The organism is Acinetobacter sp. CWB-B33, assembly GCF_039655955.1.
Classification (GTDB): Bacteria; Pseudomonadota; Gammaproteobacteria; order Pseudomonadales; family Moraxellaceae; genus Acinetobacter; species Acinetobacter bouvetii.
The window spans coordinates 659,254-680,722 of the sequence record NZ_JAGFEU010000001.1 but is presented as its reverse complement, the minus strand read 5'-3'; the positions used below and the strand labels follow the sequence as shown (position 1 = coordinate 680,722).

Annotated in this window: 21 protein-coding genes and 1 pseudogene; 3 read left to right on the top strand and 19 right to left on the bottom strand. The window is 44.9% G+C overall.

All coding sequences use genetic code 11. From position 1 onward, the window contains the following. Positions 1-188 precede the first annotated feature (188 nt). Positions 189-812, bottom strand: coding sequence for a TetR/AcrR family transcriptional regulator (locus JZ784_RS03200; RefSeq protein WP_346313779.1), 624 nt, complete (start codon positions 810-812; stop codon positions 189-191). Positions 813-902: 90 nt separating this feature from the next. Between JZ784_RS03200 and JZ784_RS03195 the strand changes: the two genes are divergently transcribed. Then, positions 903-2,093, top strand: coding sequence for an MFS transporter (locus tag JZ784_RS03195; protein ID WP_346313778.1), 1,191 nt, complete (start codon positions 903-905; stop codon positions 2,091-2,093). 87 nt (positions 2,094-2,180) lie between these two features. Here JZ784_RS03195 and JZ784_RS03190 read toward each other — a convergent pair whose 3' ends face one another. The 11 genes and pseudogenes from JZ784_RS03190 to JZ784_RS03140 form a co-directional block, all read right to left on the bottom strand. After that, a complete protein-coding gene (locus tag JZ784_RS03190) occupies positions 2,181-3,575 on the bottom strand; it encodes an MFS transporter (protein ID WP_346313777.1) in 1,395 nt (464 codons plus the stop codon). A gap of 140 nt (positions 3,576-3,715) precedes the next feature. Then, entirely contained in the window at positions 3,716-3,892 is a 177-nt protein-coding gene (locus JZ784_RS03185) for a hypothetical protein (RefSeq protein ID WP_346313776.1), read from the bottom strand. A 207-nt stretch (positions 3,893-4,099) separates the two neighbouring features. Beyond that, positions 4,100-4,699, bottom strand: a pseudogene (locus tag JZ784_RS03180) (EthD domain-containing protein); the annotation flags it as partial. 163 nt (positions 4,700-4,862) lie between these two features. Next, positions 4,863-6,311 carry an NAD-dependent succinate-semialdehyde dehydrogenase gene (locus tag JZ784_RS03175; protein WP_346313775.1) on the bottom strand — a complete coding sequence of 483 codons (1,449 nt, stop codon included), beginning with the start codon at positions 6,309-6,311 and terminating at the stop codon, positions 4,863-4,865. Positions 6,312-6,322: 11 nt separating this feature from the next. Continuing rightward, entirely contained in the window at positions 6,323-7,126 is an 804-nt protein-coding gene (gene hpaI / locus JZ784_RS03170; protein WP_346313774.1) for a 4-hydroxy-2-oxoheptanedioate aldolase, read from the bottom strand. Positions 7,127-7,138: 12 nt separating this feature from the next. Then, positions 7,139-7,942, bottom strand: a complete 804-nt coding sequence (gene hpaH, locus JZ784_RS03165) for a 2-oxo-hept-4-ene-1,7-dioate hydratase (RefSeq protein WP_346313773.1) — start codon at positions 7,940-7,942, stop codon at positions 7,139-7,141. 14 nt (positions 7,943-7,956) lie between these two features. After that, the gene (locus tag JZ784_RS03160) at positions 7,957-8,346 is read right to left on the bottom strand and encodes a 5-carboxymethyl-2-hydroxymuconate Delta-isomerase (protein WP_346313772.1); all 390 of its coding nucleotides are present in this window, start codon (positions 8,344-8,346) and stop codon (positions 7,957-7,959) included. A 15-nt stretch (positions 8,347-8,361) separates the two neighbouring features. Beyond that, the gene (gene hpaD / locus JZ784_RS03155; RefSeq protein WP_346313771.1) at positions 8,362-9,210 is read right to left on the bottom strand and encodes a 3,4-dihydroxyphenylacetate 2,3-dioxygenase; all 849 of its coding nucleotides are present in this window, start codon (positions 9,208-9,210) and stop codon (positions 8,362-8,364) included. Positions 9,211-9,263: 53 nt separating this feature from the next. Further along, positions 9,264-10,724, bottom strand: a complete 1,461-nt coding sequence (gene hpaE, locus JZ784_RS03150; RefSeq protein WP_346313770.1) for a 5-carboxymethyl-2-hydroxymuconate semialdehyde dehydrogenase — start codon at positions 10,722-10,724, stop codon at positions 9,264-9,266. An 18-nt stretch (positions 10,725-10,742) separates the two neighbouring features. After that, positions 10,743-11,504 carry a fumarylacetoacetate hydrolase family protein gene (locus tag JZ784_RS03145; RefSeq protein ID WP_346313769.1) on the bottom strand — a complete coding sequence of 254 codons (762 nt, stop codon included), beginning with the start codon at positions 11,502-11,504 and terminating at the stop codon, positions 10,743-10,745. A gap of 3 nt (positions 11,505-11,507) precedes the next feature. Beyond that, on the bottom strand, positions 11,508-12,167 hold the full coding sequence (locus tag JZ784_RS03140) for a fumarylacetoacetate hydrolase family protein (protein WP_346313768.1): 660 nt from the start codon (positions 12,165-12,167) through the stop codon (positions 11,508-11,510). Between the two features lie 150 nt (positions 12,168-12,317). Here JZ784_RS03140 and hpaA point away from each other — a divergent pair, with 150 nt between their 5' ends. Further along, a complete protein-coding gene (gene hpaA, locus JZ784_RS03135; protein ID WP_346313767.1) occupies positions 12,318-13,214 on the top strand; it encodes a 4-hydroxyphenylacetate catabolism regulatory protein HpaA in 897 nt (298 codons plus the stop codon). Beyond that, positions 13,214-14,398, top strand: a complete 1,185-nt coding sequence (locus JZ784_RS03130; RefSeq protein WP_346313766.1) for a multidrug effflux MFS transporter — start codon at positions 13,214-13,216, stop codon at positions 14,396-14,398. Before hpaA ends, JZ784_RS03130 begins: the two co-directional genes overlap by 1 nt. A 69-nt stretch (positions 14,399-14,467) precedes the next feature. Here JZ784_RS03130 and JZ784_RS03125 read toward each other — a convergent pair whose 3' ends face one another. The 7 genes from JZ784_RS03125 to JZ784_RS03095 form a co-directional block, all read right to left on the bottom strand. Beyond that, entirely contained in the window at positions 14,468-15,205 is a 738-nt protein-coding gene (locus tag JZ784_RS03125) for a 5'-nucleotidase, lipoprotein e(P4) family (protein WP_346313765.1), read from the bottom strand. Positions 15,206-15,295: 90 nt separating this feature from the next. After that, positions 15,296-15,874, bottom strand: coding sequence for a nicotinamide riboside transporter PnuC (gene pnuC, locus JZ784_RS03120; RefSeq protein WP_346313764.1), 579 nt, complete (start codon positions 15,872-15,874; stop codon positions 15,296-15,298). A gap of 13 nt (positions 15,875-15,887) precedes the next feature. Next, a complete protein-coding gene (locus JZ784_RS03115; protein ID WP_346313763.1) occupies positions 15,888-18,059 on the bottom strand; it encodes a TonB-dependent siderophore receptor in 2,172 nt (723 codons plus the stop codon). A gap of 170 nt (positions 18,060-18,229) precedes the next feature. Continuing rightward, entirely contained in the window at positions 18,230-19,387 is a 1,158-nt protein-coding gene (locus tag JZ784_RS03110; RefSeq protein ID WP_346313762.1) for a phosphotransferase, read from the bottom strand. Positions 19,388-19,663: 276 nt separating this feature from the next. Then, complete coding sequence (locus JZ784_RS03105) at positions 19,664-20,353, bottom strand: GntR family transcriptional regulator (protein WP_346313761.1); 690 nt, start codon at positions 20,351-20,353, stop codon at positions 19,664-19,666. A 273-nt stretch (positions 20,354-20,626) separates the two neighbouring features. Beyond that, a complete protein-coding gene (locus JZ784_RS03100; protein ID WP_346313760.1) occupies positions 20,627-20,845 on the bottom strand; it encodes a hypothetical protein in 219 nt (72 codons plus the stop codon). A gap of 24 nt (positions 20,846-20,869) precedes the next feature. Then, complete coding sequence (locus JZ784_RS03095) at positions 20,870-21,355, bottom strand: VOC family protein (RefSeq protein ID WP_346313759.1); 486 nt, start codon at positions 21,353-21,355, stop codon at positions 20,870-20,872. Positions 21,356-21,469 lie beyond the last annotated feature (114 nt).

Genomic DNA, 21,469 nt, shown 5'->3' with positions numbered 1-21,469 from the left:
AGCAAACTTTAATGTATTTTCCCGACTTTAATTGGCACTTTTCAAATTACATATATAATAACTATTTTCCAATAGGGTAATTTCATACTTTAGCCGCAGCAGCAAAAAAGCCTCCGAATATTCAGAGGCTTTTTGGTCCGGTATAGGCTTTATACCGGTTTAATGGGGCGATATAAGCTATACATCAATCAGCACGGCGTGGATGCGCTGCAGAAAATATTGCGGATATTGATTTCAAACAGCATACGAATATTCTGCGCCTGATGCGGTGACAATATGCCGTTATGCACAATCCCCATCCAAATGGGCGCTAGAATCAGCACGGTTAAAATTTCCGGCTGGCTGTCTGGCGGCAGCTCTTTACGGTCAATGGCGATCTGAATTAATTTTTGCAGTTCGACTTGACCCGGCTGATAAATTTTCTGTTCGTAAAGTTCACGGATATGTTCAAAATTTTTACCTTCGCTCAAAACCAAACGGGCAATATTGGCGCGCCCTGCAGATTCAATATTGTCAATCGCAGGCAGCATTTGCTGCAAAATAAACGCAGCAACACTGACATTATCTGTCAGCTCATTGCTTTGGATCGGGTGATAAGTATCTTCAATCAGATAATCAATCACCCCTTCAAACAATTTTTCTTTGGTTTCAAAATATGAATAAATCGTGCCTTTACCCACACCTGCAGAAACCGCAATTGAGGCAATTTTACTGTTGGCATACCCCAATTGATTAAATTCATTTAAGGCGGCAAGCGTAATTCTTTTGCGGGTTTCAGCGGTTTTTTCTACTGAAGGGCTGCGTTTTTTCATGCCTTAAATCATCCTGAAGCAAAAAATAAAATTGACCTAAAAGTCATTTTTAAATAAAATCGACCCACTGGTCATTTTAAAATATCTCTCATGCAGCCTTCCGCCACATATTTGGAATACATCATACTGTGTTTATGCCTTTGTTTGGGAGCTTTAAGCACGGCGCTTGCCAGCCCGCTGTATTCAATTTATGCAGAAACATGGCATATCAGCACCACAGAAATTGGCTATGCCTTTATTGCCTATATGTTTGGTGTCGTCTTCAGCTTATTATTTTTAAACAGCCTCAGCGCAAAATACGGCTATAAAAAAACCGTGATGGCTGGCCTTGCCCTCAGCATCGCTGCATTGGCGTATTCAGCTTTAGCGGACAGCATTGTGCATTTATGCGCTGCCCGTTTTCTCATTGGCATTTCATCTGGCCTGCTGTCTACAGCCACCATTATTGGCCTAGCACAAAAATATCCTTTTAAACACAAAGAAAATGCTGGAAAAATCGCCTCCATGCTGACTGTCTTTGGCTTTGGCCTCGGCCCACTCATTGGCGGACTGCTCGCAGACCATACCCATTCTCCGCTTAGCACCCCCTATTGGATTATTGCCGCCGCCTCCATCGCAGTACTTTGCACCTGCCCGCTCATAAAATACCGCCACCAGCCGCCTGCAGCTGAAAGTCAGGCATCGATTTGGAATATTCCAGCCATGCCGCTGCATCAAAAAATTTTCTTTCCCTGCGCAATGACGGCAATCTGCTGTTTTGGCATGTTTAGCCTCTATGCTGCGCTTGCAGGCACATTTATGAAAGAACTTCCTCTGCCGCAATCTGCGACTTTAACCGGTATTTCAATATCCATCATTCTATTCATTTCCACTTTGACCCAATTCATGTTCAAAGGCTTGAAAGAATCTACCAGTATGATGATTGGCTTGGTATTAACAGCATTCGGCTGCATTTCCTTAATGATGGCGCAGTATACGCATCTGAATTTTTGGCTGATCAGCAGCATCTTATCAGTCGGCATTGGCCATGGCCTGTCTTTAAGCCCATCCTACTATTTGGTTGGATTAATTTCTCAAAAAGAAAAACCGGCGATATTCTCGACCTTTCTGCTATTGGGCTACCAAGGCACAATTTGGCCAGTGCTGCTGTCCAGCATGCTGATTGACCATTTCGGCATTATGGTTTCGCTGGCGGTATTTTCACTGCTGATCATCTTTGCTGTCATTTGGGTGCTGACTCATCTGCAGCCGATTCAGCAGCGCAAGACCCAAAACGCTTAATCATTCACCTTCATAGACTGAGGTATAAAAAAGCTGGGACTGGCCCAGCTTTTTTATATGTGCATATCACATTGGAATAATGCCGATTTACTTGCTATAAACATGTGCGCTCTTGTTTTTGCCTATGCTGAATGCCGATTCGTTTTGTAAATCTTCATATTCAGGCCCCAAAGGAATACCGGAACGGTCGCGCAAAATTAGGGTAGCTCCTAATCCAATCAAGGTCATTGCGGCTAAATAAAAGGCAACAGCGGCCGTACTGCCAGTCATGCTGATCAGCCAAGATGCAATGAGCGGAGAAAATGCGCCGCCTAAAATCGCGCCGATGGCATAAGATATCGATACTCCAGAAAAGCGGATGGATGCAGGAAACAATTCTGAATAAAACGCAGCCTGAGCGCCATAAGTCATACCAATACCAATAGACAAAAAGCACAGCCCAAAAGAAACCGACCAAATAGTGCCTATATTGACTAAAGGAAATAGCGCCAGCACACCGAACAGCTGCACAATAAAACCAATAATATAAGTGTTTCGGCGGCCAATTTTGTCCGATAAACCACCTGAAATCCATGTAAACAGCAGCCATACTGCAGCGGAAACCGTGACGCTGATTAAAATTGGCGTTCTTGGCAATGTCAAAGGCCCATCTGGATTGGTCGTATAGTTTTGAATAAAGCCGCCTGTAGTCATATAGCCAATCGCGCTATTGCCAGCAAACACCAGCGCTGCTGTAATCACCAGCCAAAAGTGGTTTTTGAATAAATCCATAACTGGGGTTTTAGACGCTGAGCCGCGCTCTTTAATTTCTTCAAAAACTGGACTTTCTTCAACTGCCTTGCGCATCCAATGCCCCACAAACAGCAGCACAATGCTGAACAGGAAGGGTACTCGCCAGCCCCATTCTAAAAAGGCATCACCAGGAGCAATCACGCCGCTCATCAATGCAAACATGCCTGATGCTAAAAGCAGGCCCAATGGAACACCTATTTGCGGGAATGAGCCAAAACGTCCGCGCTTATGTACTGGCGCATGCTCAACCGCCATTAATACGGCACCGCCCCATTCACCGCCTGCAGACAGACCTTGAATAATCCGCAGCAGCAAAAGCAAGATGGGTGCCCACAATCCAATGCTGTCATAGGTTGGCAATAAGCCAATCAGCGCTGTAGACAATCCCATGCAGATAAGCGTGACCACCAAAATTGCGCGGCGGCCGATTTTATCGCCAAAATGTCCCGCCAAAAATGCACCCAGCGGCCGGAACAAAAAGCTCAATCCAACCGTGGCAAAAGCCAGCAGTGTGCCCAGCGTATGGCCTGCTGGCGCAAAAAATAATTGAGTAAATACGAGGCCTGCGGCCGCCGCATAAATAAAAAAGTCATACCATTCAATGGTCGTACCAATAATTGTTGCAAAGGCAACTTTACGGTCATTCGCAGACATTTTGCCGCTATCTTGAACAGCATGTGCTGTAGACATGAGATGTCCCTCTCGAAAGGCTGATAAAGATCAGGATGAGAAAATCCATCCAGCAAAAATGAATCTGCCGGCTCATCACTGTTTTAATTCGGATTCTATGCGGGATAAGGAAATCGCTTTCCTTTAAAAGAAACAGCTGCCTAGCGCATTTTAAGCTGTGAGCTGACCCAGCGTTTAACCGCTGCATATAGGCTGGCCAGCGGATGAATAGCTGGAAATGGCGCCTCAGGATAATAGTGCCGCAGCAGCTCTGGAGTTAACGCTTCATGCATGCGGACCGTTTGCGCTGCATCAAAATCTGTAATGCGATTTTCCATAATCAAATCCCTGCTTTTTCCTTGGATAATCTTATCCATGTCTATTTTTTAAATGATCTTCGATGCGCAATAAAGGTACTAAATTCAGTTTAAATTGCACTTTCCATGATCTGTATTTATCTCATTTTAAATCATCAAGTTGCTGATAGATTAAAGGATAATTTTGTATTTAAAATAACACATATATCAAGTGAAACTTATAGTAAATTAGCGCACTTTCAACGGATGCACCAGCATCAGCGCAACCCGCTGTATCTGTTGAAAATGCGTCTGATAAAACTGCTGCCAGCGATCTGCTTGGAAATCTGCCAATACACATGCATATTGCTCAAACCAAATGCTGAAAAACTGCTGCGGCACATGCGGCAAGGCCGGCAGCTGCGGGCGGTTGATCATTTGTGTGACATCACTGCGCTGAACACCGCATAAATTCGGCAAGGCTTGCTTTAAGGACTGCTCTGTAATGTCCGCCGCTGCGCTGCTTAAGCAAAACATAAGTTTGACGGCAGACCTCTGCCCTTGCAACGGTGTTTCCTCCACAATGCAGACAGAAATATGCGACATAAACTCGCATTCGTCCTGCCGCAATAACGCAATAGAATGCTGGCGATTGAAATCTTCTCGCATATCCGGTTCATTGTGCCAGTACATTTCGGCAATGCCGTCCAATTCAAACGCAGGGTGGCTGGCGCTAAAATTCGGCAGTAAATCCAGACGGTGATTTTGCGTATAATGCAGAAACTTCGGCATCCACATCACCAATGGACTGTACTTTTTGCCCCAATACGCGCTGAATTGCGTTTGCGTTAGATCTTCGCGGCGCTAAAATAGGCCCATGCGTTTAATCATGCAGTTCTATCCTTAAAGCGCATTGATGAAAAAAATAACTAAAAAAAATCGAAAATTTGGCAAAAAATAAGGACCCGAAGATCCTTATTTTTTTGAACATAAATATTGATGTTGCTTCGGCTTAGATGCCCATGCACATGTATTTAATTTCCATATAGTCTTCAATACCGTATTTCGAACCTTCACGGCCAGAACCAGATTCTTTAATCCCGCCAAATGGCGCGACTTCTGTTGAAATCAAGCCTTCATTAATGCCGACCATGCCGTATTCCAGCGCTTCACCCACTTTCCAAGCACGGCTCAGGCTTTCGGTATAGATGTATGATGCCAAACCAAATTCTGTGTCATTGGCCATCTGAATCGCCTCTGCGTCTGTACTGAACTTAAAGACTGGTGCAAGCGGCGCAAAGGTTTCATCTTTAGCCACCAGCATGTCTTGAGTTACACCTGACAATACGGTTGGTTCAAAGAAGGTATGCCCCAAGGCATGACGCTTGCCGCCCGCTACAATGGTCGCGCCTTTGCCTACAGCATCTGCAATATGCTCTTCAATTTTATCTACCGATTTTTCATTAATCAGCGGGCCTTGCTCTGCACCTAATTCAAATGCGGGCGCAACTTTCAGCTTGTTCACTTCTGCAACCAGCTTTTCAAGGAAGGCGTCATGAATGCTTTCATGCACCAATACACGGTTGGTGCATACACAGGTTTGACCGCTGTTGCGGAATTTAGAGGTAATCGCGCCCTGCACCGCTTTGTCTAAGTCAGCATCTTCAAATACGATAAATGGCGCGTTGCCACCCAATTCCATGCTGACTTTCTTCATAGTGCTTGAGCACTGTTCCATGAGCAGTTTGCCTACACCCGTAGAACCAGTGAAAGAGACTTTCTTCACCGTCGGATGCGTGGTTAATACGCCGCCAATTTCACGAGAACCGCCTGTCACGACATTGACCACACCTTTAGGAATGCCTGCTTGTTCTGCCAAAGCCGCCAATGCCAAAGCCGATAAAGGTGTTTCAGACGCCGGTTTAATAATAACCGTACAGCCGGCTGCCAATGCTGGACCCACCTTACGGGTAATCATGGCGTTGGGGAAATTCCACGGTGTAATGGCAGCCACAACGCCCACAGGCTGTTTAATCACCACCAAACGTCGGCCTTGCTTGTCATGCGGAATCACATCGCCATAGGTGCGTTTTGCTTCTTCGGCAAACCATTCAATAAAGCTTGCGCCATACAGAATTTCACCGCGGCTTTCGGTGATCGGCTTACCTTGCTCTGTACTTAAAATGACGGCTAGATCTTCTTGATTTTCGACAATCAGGTTGAACCATTTACGCAATAATGTAGAACGTTCTTTGGCCGTGGTGAGTTTCCATGTTGCCAATGCTGTTTCAGCAGCTTCAACCGCTTCTTCAACTTGTGCTGCAGTTGCACTTGGAACACGGGCGATTTCGTCACCCGTTGCAGGGTTCGTCACAGCGAAACTTTTGCCATCTGCTGCATCAACCCATGCACCATTGATGTAAACGTGTTGTTTAAGCAGTTCAGTATTTTTAAGCTGCATCTATATTCTCCTTAATAGACGCTCGGTGCTGCATTTTCTACAGGCGCCGCGCCTTCTTTAAATTTTGCCAGCAGCTGATTCATGGACTTCATCAACAAGCTGGTGTCTACGCCCACTGCAACAAATTCAGTGCCCATAGATAAGTAGTGTTTTGCCAGTTTTTCATCGGCAGATAAAATGCCCGCGGCTTTACCTGCGGCACGGATTTTATTAATGCTGGAAATAATAATTTCCTGCACGTCCGGATGACCTGGATTGCCGCGGTGGCCTAGCGCTGCTGACAAATCTGCAGGACCGATAAATACGCCATCGACACCATCTACTTGTAAAATTGCGTCTAGATTTTCCAAGCCTTTTTTCGACTCGATCTGCACAATGACACAAATTTGCTCATCGGCATCGTTCAAATAGGTTGTTAAATTGTTCCAGCGTGAAGCGCGCGCCAAAGCAGAACCTACACCGCGAATGCCTTCTGGCGGATAACGGGTCGCACTGACCATTAACTCAGCCTGCTCAGCTGACTCCACCATTGGAATCAGCAACGTTTGCGCACCAATATCCAGCAGCTGCTTAATCAATCCTACATCACCCGTGACAGGACGGACAACTGCTTGGCTTTTATAAGCCGCGATTGACTGCAATTGATGCAAAATTGTGCGCAAATCGTTTGGCGCGTGCTCACCGTCAATCAGCAGCCAGTCAAAATTGGCATTGGCTGCAATTTCCGCTGCATAGCCATCCGCCATGCCCAGCCACATGCCAATCTGCTGCTGGGTTTTCAGTTTTTGCTTAAAGTAGTTAGTTGTATCTAACATTGCCCTTTCTCCTTAAACAAAACGGAACGCGATTGAACCCAGCTGATCATAATCAACATGGAAAGTATCACCAGAACGTGCCGCCACTGGACGCGTGAAAGATCCGCCCAAAATCACTTGGCCTGCTTTTAAAGTCACGCCATGCGGGTGCAGTTTATTGGCTAACCAAGCCACGCCTTTCACTGGATTATTCAGCACAGCTGCTGAAACACCCGATTCCTCAATCACACCATTGCGGTACAAAATTGCAGAGATACGGCGCAAGTCCAACTCATGCGGCTTGATAGGACGGCCACCTAAAACGATACCTGCATTGGCAGCATTATCAGAAATGGTGTCAAATACTTTACGTGTAATGCCCGTTTCAGGGTCTGTGTTATGTAACCGTGCGTCGATAATTTCAATGGCTGGGATAACATAATCCGTCGCATCGAGTACATCGAAAATTGTGCAGTTTGGCCCTGTTAGGTCTTTGCCTAAAATAAACGCAAGTTCAACTTCTACACGCGGCACAATGAAACGCTCAAATGGAATATCTGAACCTTCTTCAAAAACCATATCATCCAGCAATGCGCCATAATCTGGCTCTGTAATGTTCGACGATACTTGCATTGCACGTGAAGTCAGGCCAATTTTATGACCAATCAGCTTACGGCCTTCAGCAATTTTATGTGCTACCCATGCTTTTTGAATGGCATAGGCATCTTCAATCGTAATTTCTGGATATTGCAAAGAAAACTGACGCATTTGGGTACGGGTTTTCTCGCCTTGGTCTAACTCGAGCGCAAGCGCTTTAATTTTTTCTTGATCTAGCATGTGTATAAATCCTTTTATTTCTGTGCATTTAAGAATTGATGGATATTGTTAGATTTGTAGTTCAATACCGGATCAAGTTCTGTCATTTCAAAAGAGATCGCCAGCAGGCGCTTGTCTTTTAGCGGCTTAAAATGTGCATCGATGAGTGCAAATAGCTCTTCTGCAACACGCTGCCGCGTTTCCAGATCACGCCCCGCCCCAACTTTTAAGGTCATATGAATAAAGGCGTAATCGTGCTTAGCATCTGCAATTACATAATCATCCATGCGGATTGCGCGGCTGCGGATACCGCCTAAAGGAAATACACCTGTTGAACCCAAGAAGGTATTGACCTTCGTAAAGAAATCTTGAAAGTCGATGTCTTCTTGAATGTTCGCGCTATATTCAGCAATGAAATGAGGCATGATCTGAGCTCCTAATTATTCCACAGGGAAAATCGCGTTGATTTGGCCTGTGCCAGAGCTTGGAAAAGCTGGCGTTACAATTTCAACAGGCTTACTGTAGCTATCCCAGCCCAATAGGCCCAATAGCATTGCAGTGTCGTGCATACCGCCTTCGCCATAGCAGTACTCTGCATATTCAGGCAGCATGTCTGTAAATTCTTTCCACTCAGCACGTTCCCACATGCCAACCACGTGCTTATCGACTTGACGGTCCCACTCACGGGTATAAGAATCCATACCGCGATGCGCTTCACGATCCCAAATAAAGCGATGTGACAATGAACCGCTGGCAAACACAGCAATCGTACCGTCGTATTTTTCAATTGCGTTTAATAAGCCTTCACCAAATTTACGGCTGTCCTGCAAATCATGCGATGTTAGGAACGCAGATACAGAAACCACTTTAAATTTTTTGTCTTGGTTCATATAACGCATTGGAACCAATGTGCCATATTCAAGATGTAAGCTTTCGATGTTATGCGCTTGAACACGAATACCGGTTTTTGCAATTTCTTCTTGCATCAATTGACCGAATTCTGGGTTGCCGTCGTAATCGAATTCCATATTTTTGATGAAGTGCGGCAGTTCATTACTGGTATACACACCTTCAAAATGTGCGCCGCAGTTAATATGAAATGCGCTGTTGACTAGCCAATGGCTGTCAAAAACTACAATGGTATCTACGCCCAATTCACGGCAGCGGCGGCCAATTTCAATATGACCATCAATTGCAGCCTGACGGCAGCCATTTTGCGGGCCCGGCAGTTCAGACAAATACATCGATGGCACATGCGTAATTTTTGCGGCTAAAGCGAGCTTACCCATATTCTTTCTTCCTGAAATTTTAAAATTCTTTATTCATTTCCCGAAGGGAGCGTTTACACGCCCCACTTTGGAATATGGTGTGAACCCATTGAGATACATACGTTTTTCAGCTCAGTGAACACTTCTAAGCTGTACTCACCGCCTTCACGGCCTGTACCAGAACCTTTAATGCCGCCAAATGGCTGACGTAAGTCACGTACGTTTTGGCTGTTAATGAACACCATGCCTGCTTCAATGCCAGCAGCAAGACGGTGCGCCTTACCAATGTCCTGCGTCCAGATGTAAGATGCTAGACCATATTCAGTGTCATTTGCCAAACGAAGCGCTTCAGCTTCATCTTTGAACTTGATCAAACATACTACTGGGCCAAAGATTTCTTCTTGGGCAATACGCATACGGTTATCAACATCAGCGAATACTGTTGGCTGAACGAAGTGGCCATTTTTCAAATGATCTGCTAAACCCGCTGGACGCTCTAAACCGCCTGCAACTAAGTTCGCGCCTTCTTCGATACCAATTTTGATATAGCCAGTAACTTTGTCGTAATGCGCTTTAGTGATCATTGAGCCAACTTGCGTTTTCGGATCTTGCGGATCGCCAACCAAGATGTTTTTCGCACGGCGCGCAAATTCTTTTACGAACTCATCATACACAGACTCTTGAATGAAGATACGGCTGCCTGCAGTACAACGTTCGCCATTTAAAGAGAAGATTGTGAATAATGCAGCATCCAACGCACGGTCAAGGTCAGCATCTTCAAAAATCACGACTGGAGACTTACCGCCAAGTTCCATAGAGTACTTTTTCAGACCAGCGCCAGCCATGATTTTACGGCCAGTTGCTGTACCGCCTGTGAATGAAATTGCGCGTACATCAGGGTGTTTTACAAGTGCATCGCCTGCATTTGCGCCATAACCTTGAACCACGTTAAATACACCTTCAGGAATACCCGCTTCCAGCGCTAAACGGCCAAGTTCATTCGCTGTAAGCGGTGAAAGCTCAGACATTTTAAGTACAGCCGTGTTACCCAGCGCCAAACATGGTGCAGTTTTCCACGTTGCCGTCATGAACGGTACGTTCCAAGGAGAAACCAAACCACATACACCTACAGGCTGGTGCAGTGTATAGTTCAGCATTTGGTCATCAACTGGATAGGTATGACCGTTCATTCGCGTGCAGACTTCTGCAAAGAAGTTAAAGTTATGCGAAGCGCGTGGAATCAGAACATTTTTGGTTTGGTGAATCGGCAAACCTGTATCTAAAGTTTCCAGTTCAGCAATTTTCGCTACGTTTTGGTCAATTAAGTCACCCAAATTACGCATTAAACGCGCACGTTCTTTTGCAGGTGTTTTTGCCCAGCCCGGCGCTGCGCGTTTCGCTACAGCAACGGCTAAATCAATTTCTTCCTGACCGCCGCTTGCTACTTCACCAATCGCTTGGTTGGTTGCAGGGTTGTAGTTTGTAAATGTTTCTTTGCTTTCGACTTCTTTGCCGTCAATCCAATGTTTAATCATGCTGTTAATCCTTCAACTTTATGCTGTTTTAAAAAATTCTGATTCTGAGATGATGAAGTTCCGTAATTTGCCTACGCCTTCAATTTCCACAATCACTTCATCACCTGGCACAACGTCAGATAAGCCTTCTGGTGTACCTGTTGCAATCATGTCGCCCAGCTGTAAAGTCATAAATGAAGAGATGTATTCAATTAAGAACGGCACATCAAAAATCATGTCTGAAGTCGTACCTTCTTGACGAAGCTCACCATTGACCCAAGTTTTAAGTACAAGGTTGTTTGGTGCAGGCACCAATGATTTATCAATAATGTAAGGGCCAACTGGTGTCGTAGAATGACGGTTTTTCACACGTAAATTCGGACGGTAGTAGTTTTCTAAGAAGTCACGGATTGCGTAGTCGTTACATAGTGTGTAACCCGCTAGATAATCCAGAGCATCTTCACGTTTTACATTTTTCGCCGTTTTGCCAATTACTGCTACAAGCTCACACTCATAATGCATGTATTCAACATTGTCGGGACGCCAAGTATTTTCGTTATGGCCTGTATATGTATTTGGCGCTTTAATAAAAATCAACGGTTCTTTTGGCGGTTCAAATGCCAGCTCGCGCGCGTGGTCTGCATAGTTCAAGCCCAAAGCAAACATGGTGCCCTGCGCTGGCGGCAGCCATTCTACATCTTGCTCATTGAGTACTTGGCCATTCGGAAGCGTCACCTGAAGCTGATCATTCACTTCAACATTGAAAATTTCACCATTGTGGCGGATGCGTGCAGTTTTCATTAATTAGTTTCCTTCTTCCTGAATTGTATTTGTCACTGAGCCCAGCTGATCAAGTTCAACACGGACTTCATCGCCTGCATTTAAATCCACTCGGCCAAATGGCGTCCCTGTCAGGATGATGTCGCCTTCATTTAAAGGCATGTATTCTGAAATTTCTGCAATAATTTGCGCAGGCGTGCGAATCCAATTTGCCGTTGTGCCTTCTTGCTTTAACTCACCATTGACATAGACACGCAGCGTCAAGTTATTTAAATCCGTCACAGCATCTTTTGCGACTGGCGTACCCAATACACAAAAACCGTCTTGGCATTTCGCCCTAATCGCAGGACGATAGTAACTATCTTCTGGTAAGCTCAATTCATTCACTGCAACAAAACCCGCCACATGCGATAAAGCATCATTTTCCGAAACGCGGCTGGTACTTTTGCCGATCACGATGCCAAGCGCAGGGCCTGCTTGCAAAATCTCGCCTTTTTTCTTAATGACAATATTTCCAGATGCATTGCGGGTATTTGGTGTTTTAATAAACAAAACTGGCTTCTTTGGCTCATTCACATATGGCTTTTCATTAAACTGAGCTTGAAATTTTTCGTATAAGCATTTGTAATTCAATGCGATACCAAAAATATTTCCATCCATGCTGATCTTATTTAACTCACTCATTTGAGACTCTCTATCTATAATCTGGTCAATTATTGACTAGACATTTTGCAAATTAGTTAATATATTAACTTTATAATTAACATATTAACTTTTTTCAAGCACTTTTTGCAGGTAAAGTTAAAAAATTATACTTTTCATGGACTAGAAGGTATGAATCCCATGCAGATTCCAAACATCAAATTAGGCGAAGTCTATGACCAGCGCTATATGGATTCGGAAATTCATTATGATGCGCAAGGCAAACTGGCAGATTTCTTTGGCGTGAACATGCCCGCGCACCGCCATGACGGTTTTTTTCAAATTCACTTTTTTACTAAAGGCTCAATCCGCATCTTTTTAGATGATGTGAAATACGTCTGCAAAGCGCCCGTGTGCTTTCTGACTCCGCCATCCGTTGCGCATTCTTTTATTACCGATCCGATGTGTGAAGGCCACGTACTGACCGTGCAGCAGAATTTGGTCTGGCCTTTATTGCAAGTCGATTTAAAAGTACAGAACATTGTGCCGCTGTGTATTTCACTCGACGGCTTAAAAAATAAAAATACCGAAGACCTGATGCAGCTGGAACATTACTTTGATGATTTGCAGCGAGAGTTCCAGTCCAACAAGCCGCATCGGCAAACGTCTTTAAGAAATCTGGTGACCTTAATTTTTATTCAAATGATCCGCCTTGGTGATGTTACGGCGCCGCGCATTAACAGCTGCAGCGGCGACTTAGCCACTTTCCGTTCATTTAATGAATTGATCGAAAATCACTTTTTAGAACATTGGCCGCTGCAAGAATATGCCCAAGCGCTGAATGTGACCGAAACCCGTTTAAATGACATTTGCCGGCGCGTAGCGGATATCTCTTCAAAAAAACTGATATTTGACCGTCAAATGCAGGAAGCCAAACGCTTGCTGATTTTTTCGGATTCAACCATCAACACCGTGTGCTACCAGCTTGGCTTTAAAGACCCCGCTTATTTCAGCCGCTTTTTCACCCGTCATGCAGGCGTCCGTCCATCGGACTACCGCAGTACGCATATGAATACGGTAAGAATGTAATGTCTAAAATAGAGAATGCAGTTCCTAAATCCATCATTGTTTTACTCAGCGCTTTGGTGGCTTTTGGGCCTTTGTCCATAGATATGTATTTGCCCAGCCTGCCTTTAATCGCGCAGGATTTAAATACACCAGTCAGTGAAGTACAAAAAACCATTACTTTATTTTTAATCGGCTTCAGCGCCGGCATGCTGGTCTACGGGCCGCTCTCTGACCGGTTTGGACGCAAAAAGCTGCTGCTGATTGGCATGGTGATTTATATTTTAGCGACTCTGGGCTGTGTGTTTTCCAGCCAAATTGAACATCTGCAATTCTACCGCCTGCTGCAGGCGATTGGCGGCGCCAGCGCTTCCGTGCTTTCCCGCGCCTTGGTTCGCGACTTATTCAGCAATGATGAAATTCCTAAAATTCTGTCGCTGATGCATATCATCACCATTATGGCAACGCTGGCTGCCCCAGTATTAGGCGCGATGATCGCGGAGCATTTCAGCTGGAACAGCATATTTATCTTCTTATTCATCTATGCGCTGCTGTGCCTGATTTGGAGCAAAATTGCCATTCATGCGCCGCCCAGCACGCATGTCCCCACAGGTATCCTCAGCAACTACAAAACCGTATTGAGCCAACGCTATGCTTGGGGTTTAATGCTCAGCAACAGTTTTTCTTTTGGCGGCATGTTTGCCTACATTACCGCTTCATCTTTTGTCTTTATTCAGCATTATGGCTTTAGCCCAACCCAATATGGCTATCTGTTTGCCTTTAATTTGTTTTCAGTTTTAGTCTTTACCAGCATCAACACCCGCGCTTTAAAATATATTTCTTCTCTAAAACTGCTGAAGATTATGGCCTGCATATCCTGCATTTCCGGCCTGTATTTAGCCGCCATTGGCAGTTTAGATTTAACCTCACCTGTTTGGCTGATCATCGGGTTGGCGTGTTTTGTCGGTGTAACCGGATCTATCGGCGCAAACTCGATGGCAAATTTACTCAGAATTCTGCCGCAGCAGGCAGGTACAGCGTCTGGGCTTTCTGTCTCGATGCAGTTTGGCATGGGCGCAATTATGAGTTATTTGGTCAGCCTATTATTTTCCAGCTATGGCGCTGCATCCATGAATGCGGTGATTGGCATCAGCGCCAGCCTGTGCTTAATCAGCCTGCTGCTGACCAAAGGCATGCATGAAAGCTGATGATTTTATCTCAAAGAATCTCTCAAAATAAAAAAGAGCGGTCACCCGCTCTTTTTTATTCTTTCAATATTACTGGGTTTTAGACCATGCGCCATAACTAACATTCGGCAGCACAATAAAACGGTCACCAAATTGTTCTTTATTGCTTTTAACGGCTTCTGCGCGCTCTTGAGGTGACTGCTGATTGCTGAAGGCAGCAGAAAAGTCATGCAGCGTATCACCCAGCAGCATCACAACATCGTAGTCCGCACTGACCGTTTGACGGCGCTGCTCTTTAGACGTGCCATATAGCAAAATCTGCTGGCTGTGCACTTGCGGCAGATTCAGCTGTTTCATGGCGTGCATTGTCGATGCTCTGAATTTTTCGGAGCGGTCAGAGACATAGAAAATTTTTACCCCATGCTGGTCGGCATAGTTTAAAAAATCCAGGCTGCCTTCAATGATCTGCGGCTGCCCTGATTTTTCCCACTCATCCCAGGACTTCCAGTTGGTATAGTCTTCACAGCGTTTTAAATCCTGCACAAACACATCCGTATTATCCAAAATAGTTTCATCTAAATCGGTCACAATCGCCAAGTTTTTAGCATTCGGATGTTCCTGCAAAATTTCTTTTAAACGATGTGTTGCTACATTAAAAGCCTGCAGCTGCAAGGCCTGTACTTCTGCAGAACGGTTTTGAAATTTCAGGCTCATGCCGTATTGCTGTACCGCTGCACAATTCGGATATTCTTTTGCCTGAAGGTTTGCAGCGCCTAAAACAGCGAGCATCGCTAACACTGAATTCAGGCTGTTTTTTTTCATGTTCATATTTAAACTCATTTTTTGGCAGCACACGAAATTGCTTTTACAATGGCTGGCCGCATCTCATTCAATCACTGAATCGTTTTAAAGATGTCATTACAATGTCACTGTATTTTGCTGCTCTGCTTTCCATTGCTGCTTCCACATGCGCCAGCCATTCAATGCCAGCAGAATAAAAAGGAAATATAAGAACGCAGTCAGATTCAGTGATTTATACAAATACATCAGCACATAAATGGCATCTAAAATGCACCACATGGCCCAGCTTTCAATATATTTTCTGGCCGCCCAATAGCTGGCCACTAGACTGAATGATGCCAGCATTGAATCCAGCCAAGGCAAAGACGCTTTGGTATAGACAGAAAACAGCAGACCTAAAAACAAGCTGCCTGCAGCGCCAACAGCGATGCTTTTCGCCATCATTGGCTTATGCATATAGCCAGCAAGCAAAGGCCGATCTGCAGAAGCTTTCGACCAGCTGTACCAGCCATAGATTTGCATAATGACAAACACCCCTTGCAGGGCGGCATCGGCAAATAAATGCACTTGGTAAAACAAAATCATGTAGAGAATCACCGCAATAATATTGATGAGCCAGCACAAGCGGTACTGCTTGGAGGTCAGCCAGACCCCCAAGACATTCAAAATAAAGGCGGCGATTTCTAAATGCGACATAGCCAAGACCTGCTTAGAAATTTAATTTCAGGGCAACATTGGCAGTACGCGGCGCGCCTAAGAACATGTAGCCGTCGCCATCCGATTCACCTACATCACGCCAGTATTTTTTATTCAGCAGGTTATCTACATTTAAGCGCAGTTCAGCATCAGCTTTATTCCATTTAAAGGCATAGGCAGCGCCTGCATCAAAAACACTGTAACCGCCGACTTTTGCTGTGGCTTCACGGTTGGCAAATTTGCTTGAGCTGTAGCGTCCGCCCGCCATCAGTTTGAGCCCCTCAACTTGCGGCAGATCATAAGCAATAAAGCTGGCAGCGCGGAACTTCGGCGCATTTTGCATTTGATGGCCTGAGTAAGCAGCATTGGATACATCTTCCAAACGGGTGCGGGTAAATGCCATTGTGCTGTTCATGCTTAAGCGTGGGCTTAAATTGCCCGACACGCCAAATTCTACACCGCGGCTATGCTGTTCGCCTTCTTGAATAAAATAGTACTTATTATCTGCTGGGTTCAGCGCTGTATATTGATTGTCCTGACGCAGATCAAACAGCGCCGCGGTTAACAAAAACTGATTGATTTGCTGTTTATAACCCAACTCATACTGTTCAGACTGAATAGGCGCCAAAATATCATCGCCATTTTCTGCATACCATGCGGCTGATCGGCCATCCGACAGTCCTTTAGCATAAGAGGCATACAGTGTTGCATCAGCTGTTGGGCTGTAACTGATCGCCAATTGCGGTAAAAATTTATCTAAATTGGTATCGCGGGTTTGTACGCCTTTTCGGCTATACGCCTGCTCATCTAAATCTATCCATTTAGCGCCTAATAACGCTGACCATTGTGAGCCCAATTCAATACGGTCAGAAACTGTTAGCGCAAGCTGAGAACTGTCCAGCGCCTTAGTACGCGCACCCACCTGTTCTGAGGTTGGATTAAGATCAACCGTATCTTCATAAATATTGCCATAGCCAATATATTCATTGACACGGTCAGAGCGCTTGCGTGATTTATCCGTTTGCGCCAGTTCAAAATTTAAATGATGCAAGGTATTGGCTAAGGACCATTGCCCTTGCAGCTGCGCTTTCAGCTGGCGTGTCACATAGGTATCATCTGGGTTTTGATAGTCATAAATATCATAATTGCCATTGGCATCAAAACCATTGCCTAGGCCGCTATACTGACAGACACTGCTGTAACAGCCCCATGCAAATGTAGAGTAATCATCAATTTTTACCCGGCTGTAAGCGCCCACCAGATTTGCTGTCCAGAGATCATTCAAGGCATAGCTGTATTTTAAGCTGCTGTTGATGCTGTCCATCGTAACTGGCTTGCCCCAGCTCTGGTATGCCAATAAGCGGTCTGCTTGCACATTTTGCGGCACTTTGCCATCTAAAAGCTGATAACCAGGCACTGAACGCTGCTGCTGGCGCTGCGATTCAAAATCAAACTGCAATGCGGACTTGTCTGTGATATTCCAGTCCAGCGCCGCAGAACCCATATAGCGCTTGCCGCCCACATGATCGACATAGCTGTTGATCTGCTCGCCGACCAAATTCACGCGGTAACCGAACTGCTGTTCATTGCCTGCAAAACCGCCCAAGTCTGCTGCAACAGAAAACTGCCCATATTCATCTGCATTAAAACTGACCAACTTCACATCCGCTGGGCGCTTAGACACATAATTCACTACGCCGCCTGGCGTAGACATGCCGCTTTGAATCGCAGAAATGCCTTTTAAAATTTCTACCCGTTCTTTATTTTCTAAAGACAGATTTTGCTCACCGCGCACCACGTTGCCATTCAGTAAGTAGCTGGAACCTAAATCCAGCGCAAAGCCGCGCGATACAAAATTGGAGTAATAGCCGATCGGCGCATAGCTGTCGCCAACAGAGGCGTCATTTTTCACAACATCGGCAAGAATGCGGGCATGCTGATCTTCAATCAGATCTGCATTAAGCACAGTAATGGATGCTGGCACTTTTTTTAACTCTTGGGTGCCAAAGCCTTCCAATGTCACAGTTTTTTTATTAACCGAAGCCTCTTGCGGCGCTGCGACCACAATGGTCTCCAATGTCTTGACCGCATCTTCTGCAAATACTGCCGGCGCAATACAGAACTGTGACAACACAGCCGCTTTCACCGCCATAACCAATGGATTCTGCTTAAATTGAAGATTCATGCTTAACTTTTCCGCCTTTCCCTAAAACGCGGTGCATTCTGTATCTTGCGAATACACCAATGCTCCTGCGATGAAATGAATAAATTTAAATAAATGAAGTGCAGTACAAGACAGCCTGCTGAAAGATTTCTTGCAAGCTGTGCTGATCTGATTGGGCATGAAATCATCAATCATGCTTTGGCCTGCTGAATCAGCTTTGCCAGCAGCTGGCAGAATTCCTGCCCTTGCGGCTGAAAAAACCAAGCGGTATGCGCCCGTAGCCAGCCATAGTAAGCGGCATCTGCATGCTTGAAATTACGGGTGATGCCGGCAAAATATTCCAGCTCTGACAGTGCAAAATCGGTATGCACAATTTTGATCAGCTCAGGCAAAATTTCGAGTTCCTTTAAAGGAGCCGCATTTGCCAAATAAGCCCGAATAAAAGCACTCAGCCCTGCAGTATCAATATGAAGGTCAGCAGTCTGCTCTAGCGCCAGCCAGTCAATAAAATTGCGCTCAATCGTGACCGCTAAATCATAAACAGCGGAGTTATAATCAGCTAAGCCAAAGTCAATCACCGTGCTGATTTCGGCTTGGTCACCGCTTTCTGTCCACAGCAAATTTGAGGCATGCAGGTCATTATGCGTCCATATTTTTGATGCCTGCTGCATGGCATTTTTTATGTTTCCGTGTACCGCTTTCAGCTGATCCAGCCAAGCAGCATCCAGATCTTTATCTGCAAAATATGCGCTAAGCGCTGAACTGCTTTTAATGCGCTGCTGTATGGCTGCTTCAATATCGTGACTTTCTAATATGTCTTGATTTGAAATCAAATATTTTGCGCTGCGGCCATGCCGTACTGGATAGTTTTGAACGGCCTGATGCAGCTTTGCCAGCATCTCTCCCGCTTTAGCTGCATGCGATGCAGAGAAAAAAGGCTTCCAAGACAAGTGATCTGCATAGAGGTCAAAGCCTTGCGCCTTTTCATGCACCTCACAGCTCCAATCCCCCAGCTCTGCCGCCGTCGCCCCATCTTTTGAGCAGAGCAGTACAGGAACAGAAATGCCTTGAGCCGCCAAATGCTGAATCAGCTGGTGTTCTTGCTGCAAATCTGATGCGCTGCGGAATGAGCGGTGACTGCGCTTAATAAAATAGATGCTGTGTTCTGTTTGAATCAATACAGCAGATGAAAATGGCCGCGGACTGCGCCACAGCACCGTGAACTTGCCCTGCAATTGCGGATAGACCTGCTGCAGCAGGCGCAAATCATCTGCTGAAATGTCCTGCCAGTCTTTGGCTTCTGGACTTTCCCCCATGCCATGGCCTAGGTTTGCGGAAGACTCAGCCATGAGAATACCCCTGAGTCTTCTGACTCTGGACGCTCCAAATAGGCAATAAAAAAAAGCACTCGCTGCGAAGCGCAAAGCATAAAAAATCTTGCTTCTTTTTATTGCAACCGCAAAGATGCGCCATACATCACTCCGCAACCATTTTAAACAGTGCGAAATTTAGTAGATATAAGTGGTACATACCAATATTATTTACTGATTAAATTATTTTTTTAAACTATTTATTCGATAATTCATTTATTTCTAATTTAAAAATACTTTTATTAGTACAATACCTTAAGCATTAACTTCTAAAATCATTTCTATTTTATCTTCAGGCCAGATTTCAATATCAAACTCAATCACCTGATCATCTGACTTCGAAATCCGCTCGATCCGGATTGCGGTTTGGCTGGATGGAATGCCCAGCTGTTTTCCATCAAATTCTTCAGCAGCGGTATTTTTAATCTTTAAACGGCTGCTGCTGTATTTAACATTAAACTGATTTTTAACCACCTCCTCGACAGATGGAATAATTTCGTAATTGATGAAGTCTGGAAATAACGCAACAGGCAAATAATTATATTCCAATAGGACGGGCACATTGTCTGCGTAACGCAAGCGGATAATTTCATAAAAGCCCTGTGCGCCGATGGCTGCATCAAATAAATCTGAGCCTGCAAAAACATCAACCCGCTGTGCTGAAATCAGTTCAGTTTTGGCGCTAAAACCCTGTGATTTTAGATAACGGTTAAAGTTTTCAATAGATGCCGGGTAATACTGAATTTTTTTATTGCTGGCAAACCAGCCGACATTTTGCACTTTGTATATTTTATCTTCTGCCCGCAGCTGCTCATAGGCTTTACGTACTGTTTCCCGGGAGCAATTGTATTTCAGCGCCAGATAGCGCTCTGATGGAATCAGCTGATTGGGAGCATAATTTTTTAGCTCCTGCCCAATCAAATCTCTGATTTCCATATATTTCATTTATTCAGTCCTCTATAACAGTGCATTTTGCCTAGATATTCGGCTCAGAAAGCCTCTTGCTTACAGCCTTGGATATCCGCAATGACAGCATCGGCAGCTCAACTCAATTCTAGATTAAGAATTATAGGATATGCCATTTGATTTATTAAGAATAAAAATCAACTTTAACCATCGCATTCTTTATCCAGCGGATTGGCCGATCTATTGATAGGCCATTATAGGCTGACCGATAAACTGGCTTGATGCTCCGTTTCCCCTATCTTTCGCGAATAATCAGTCATTGCTGCAATGAGCTCCATATCCAAACAAAACTATAGGAAAAATCAAATAATCAATAAATAAACTGCCTGAAAAAATACCCATCAAGGAGAAGTTAAAGGGCATTTTTTCAGGTTCATCCTTTGTGATTAAACCACCGAAACAGCTGCTGTTTTTTTCTGCTTCAGATTCCAGTTGAGCAATACGCGCCTTGATGTTCCAGCTTGACTTCATATTAACCATGTTTTGAGACTGTATTCAGCCTCGAAATGCCGCCTCAATTGCCGCGACATCAATTTTCTTCATGGTCATCATCGCGTCAAACGCCCGTTTGGCAGCTGCGCGGTCTGGACTTGTAAATGCCTTTGTTAAAGCAATCGGCGTAATTTGCCATGAAATGCCCCACTTATCCTTGCACCAGCCGCAGTCACTTTCCTGACCGCCATGGCCGACAATTGCATTCCAGTAACGGTCTGTTTCATTTTGATCTTCGGTGGCAACTTGAAATGAGAAGGCTTCGTTATGCTTGAATGCTGGGCCTCCATTGAGTCCAAGGCATGCCACCCCAAGCACAGTAAATTCAACGGTCAGTACATCCCCTTCTTTTCCTGAAGGATAACCTCCTGGCGCGCGGTGAACCGCACTGACAAAAGAATCGGGAAAGGTCTCTGCATAAAATCTGGCAGCCTCCTCTGCATTGTCATCGAACCAAAGGCAGATTGTGTTCTTTGCTATTTTTGTCATTTCACATCTCCTAACAAGATTAGATTCAGACTATTTTGCATGACTTTAACGCGGTACGCATATCTGCCTAAAGATCTTTTACAATTTGATTTTACAACGGGGCTATCTGACTGA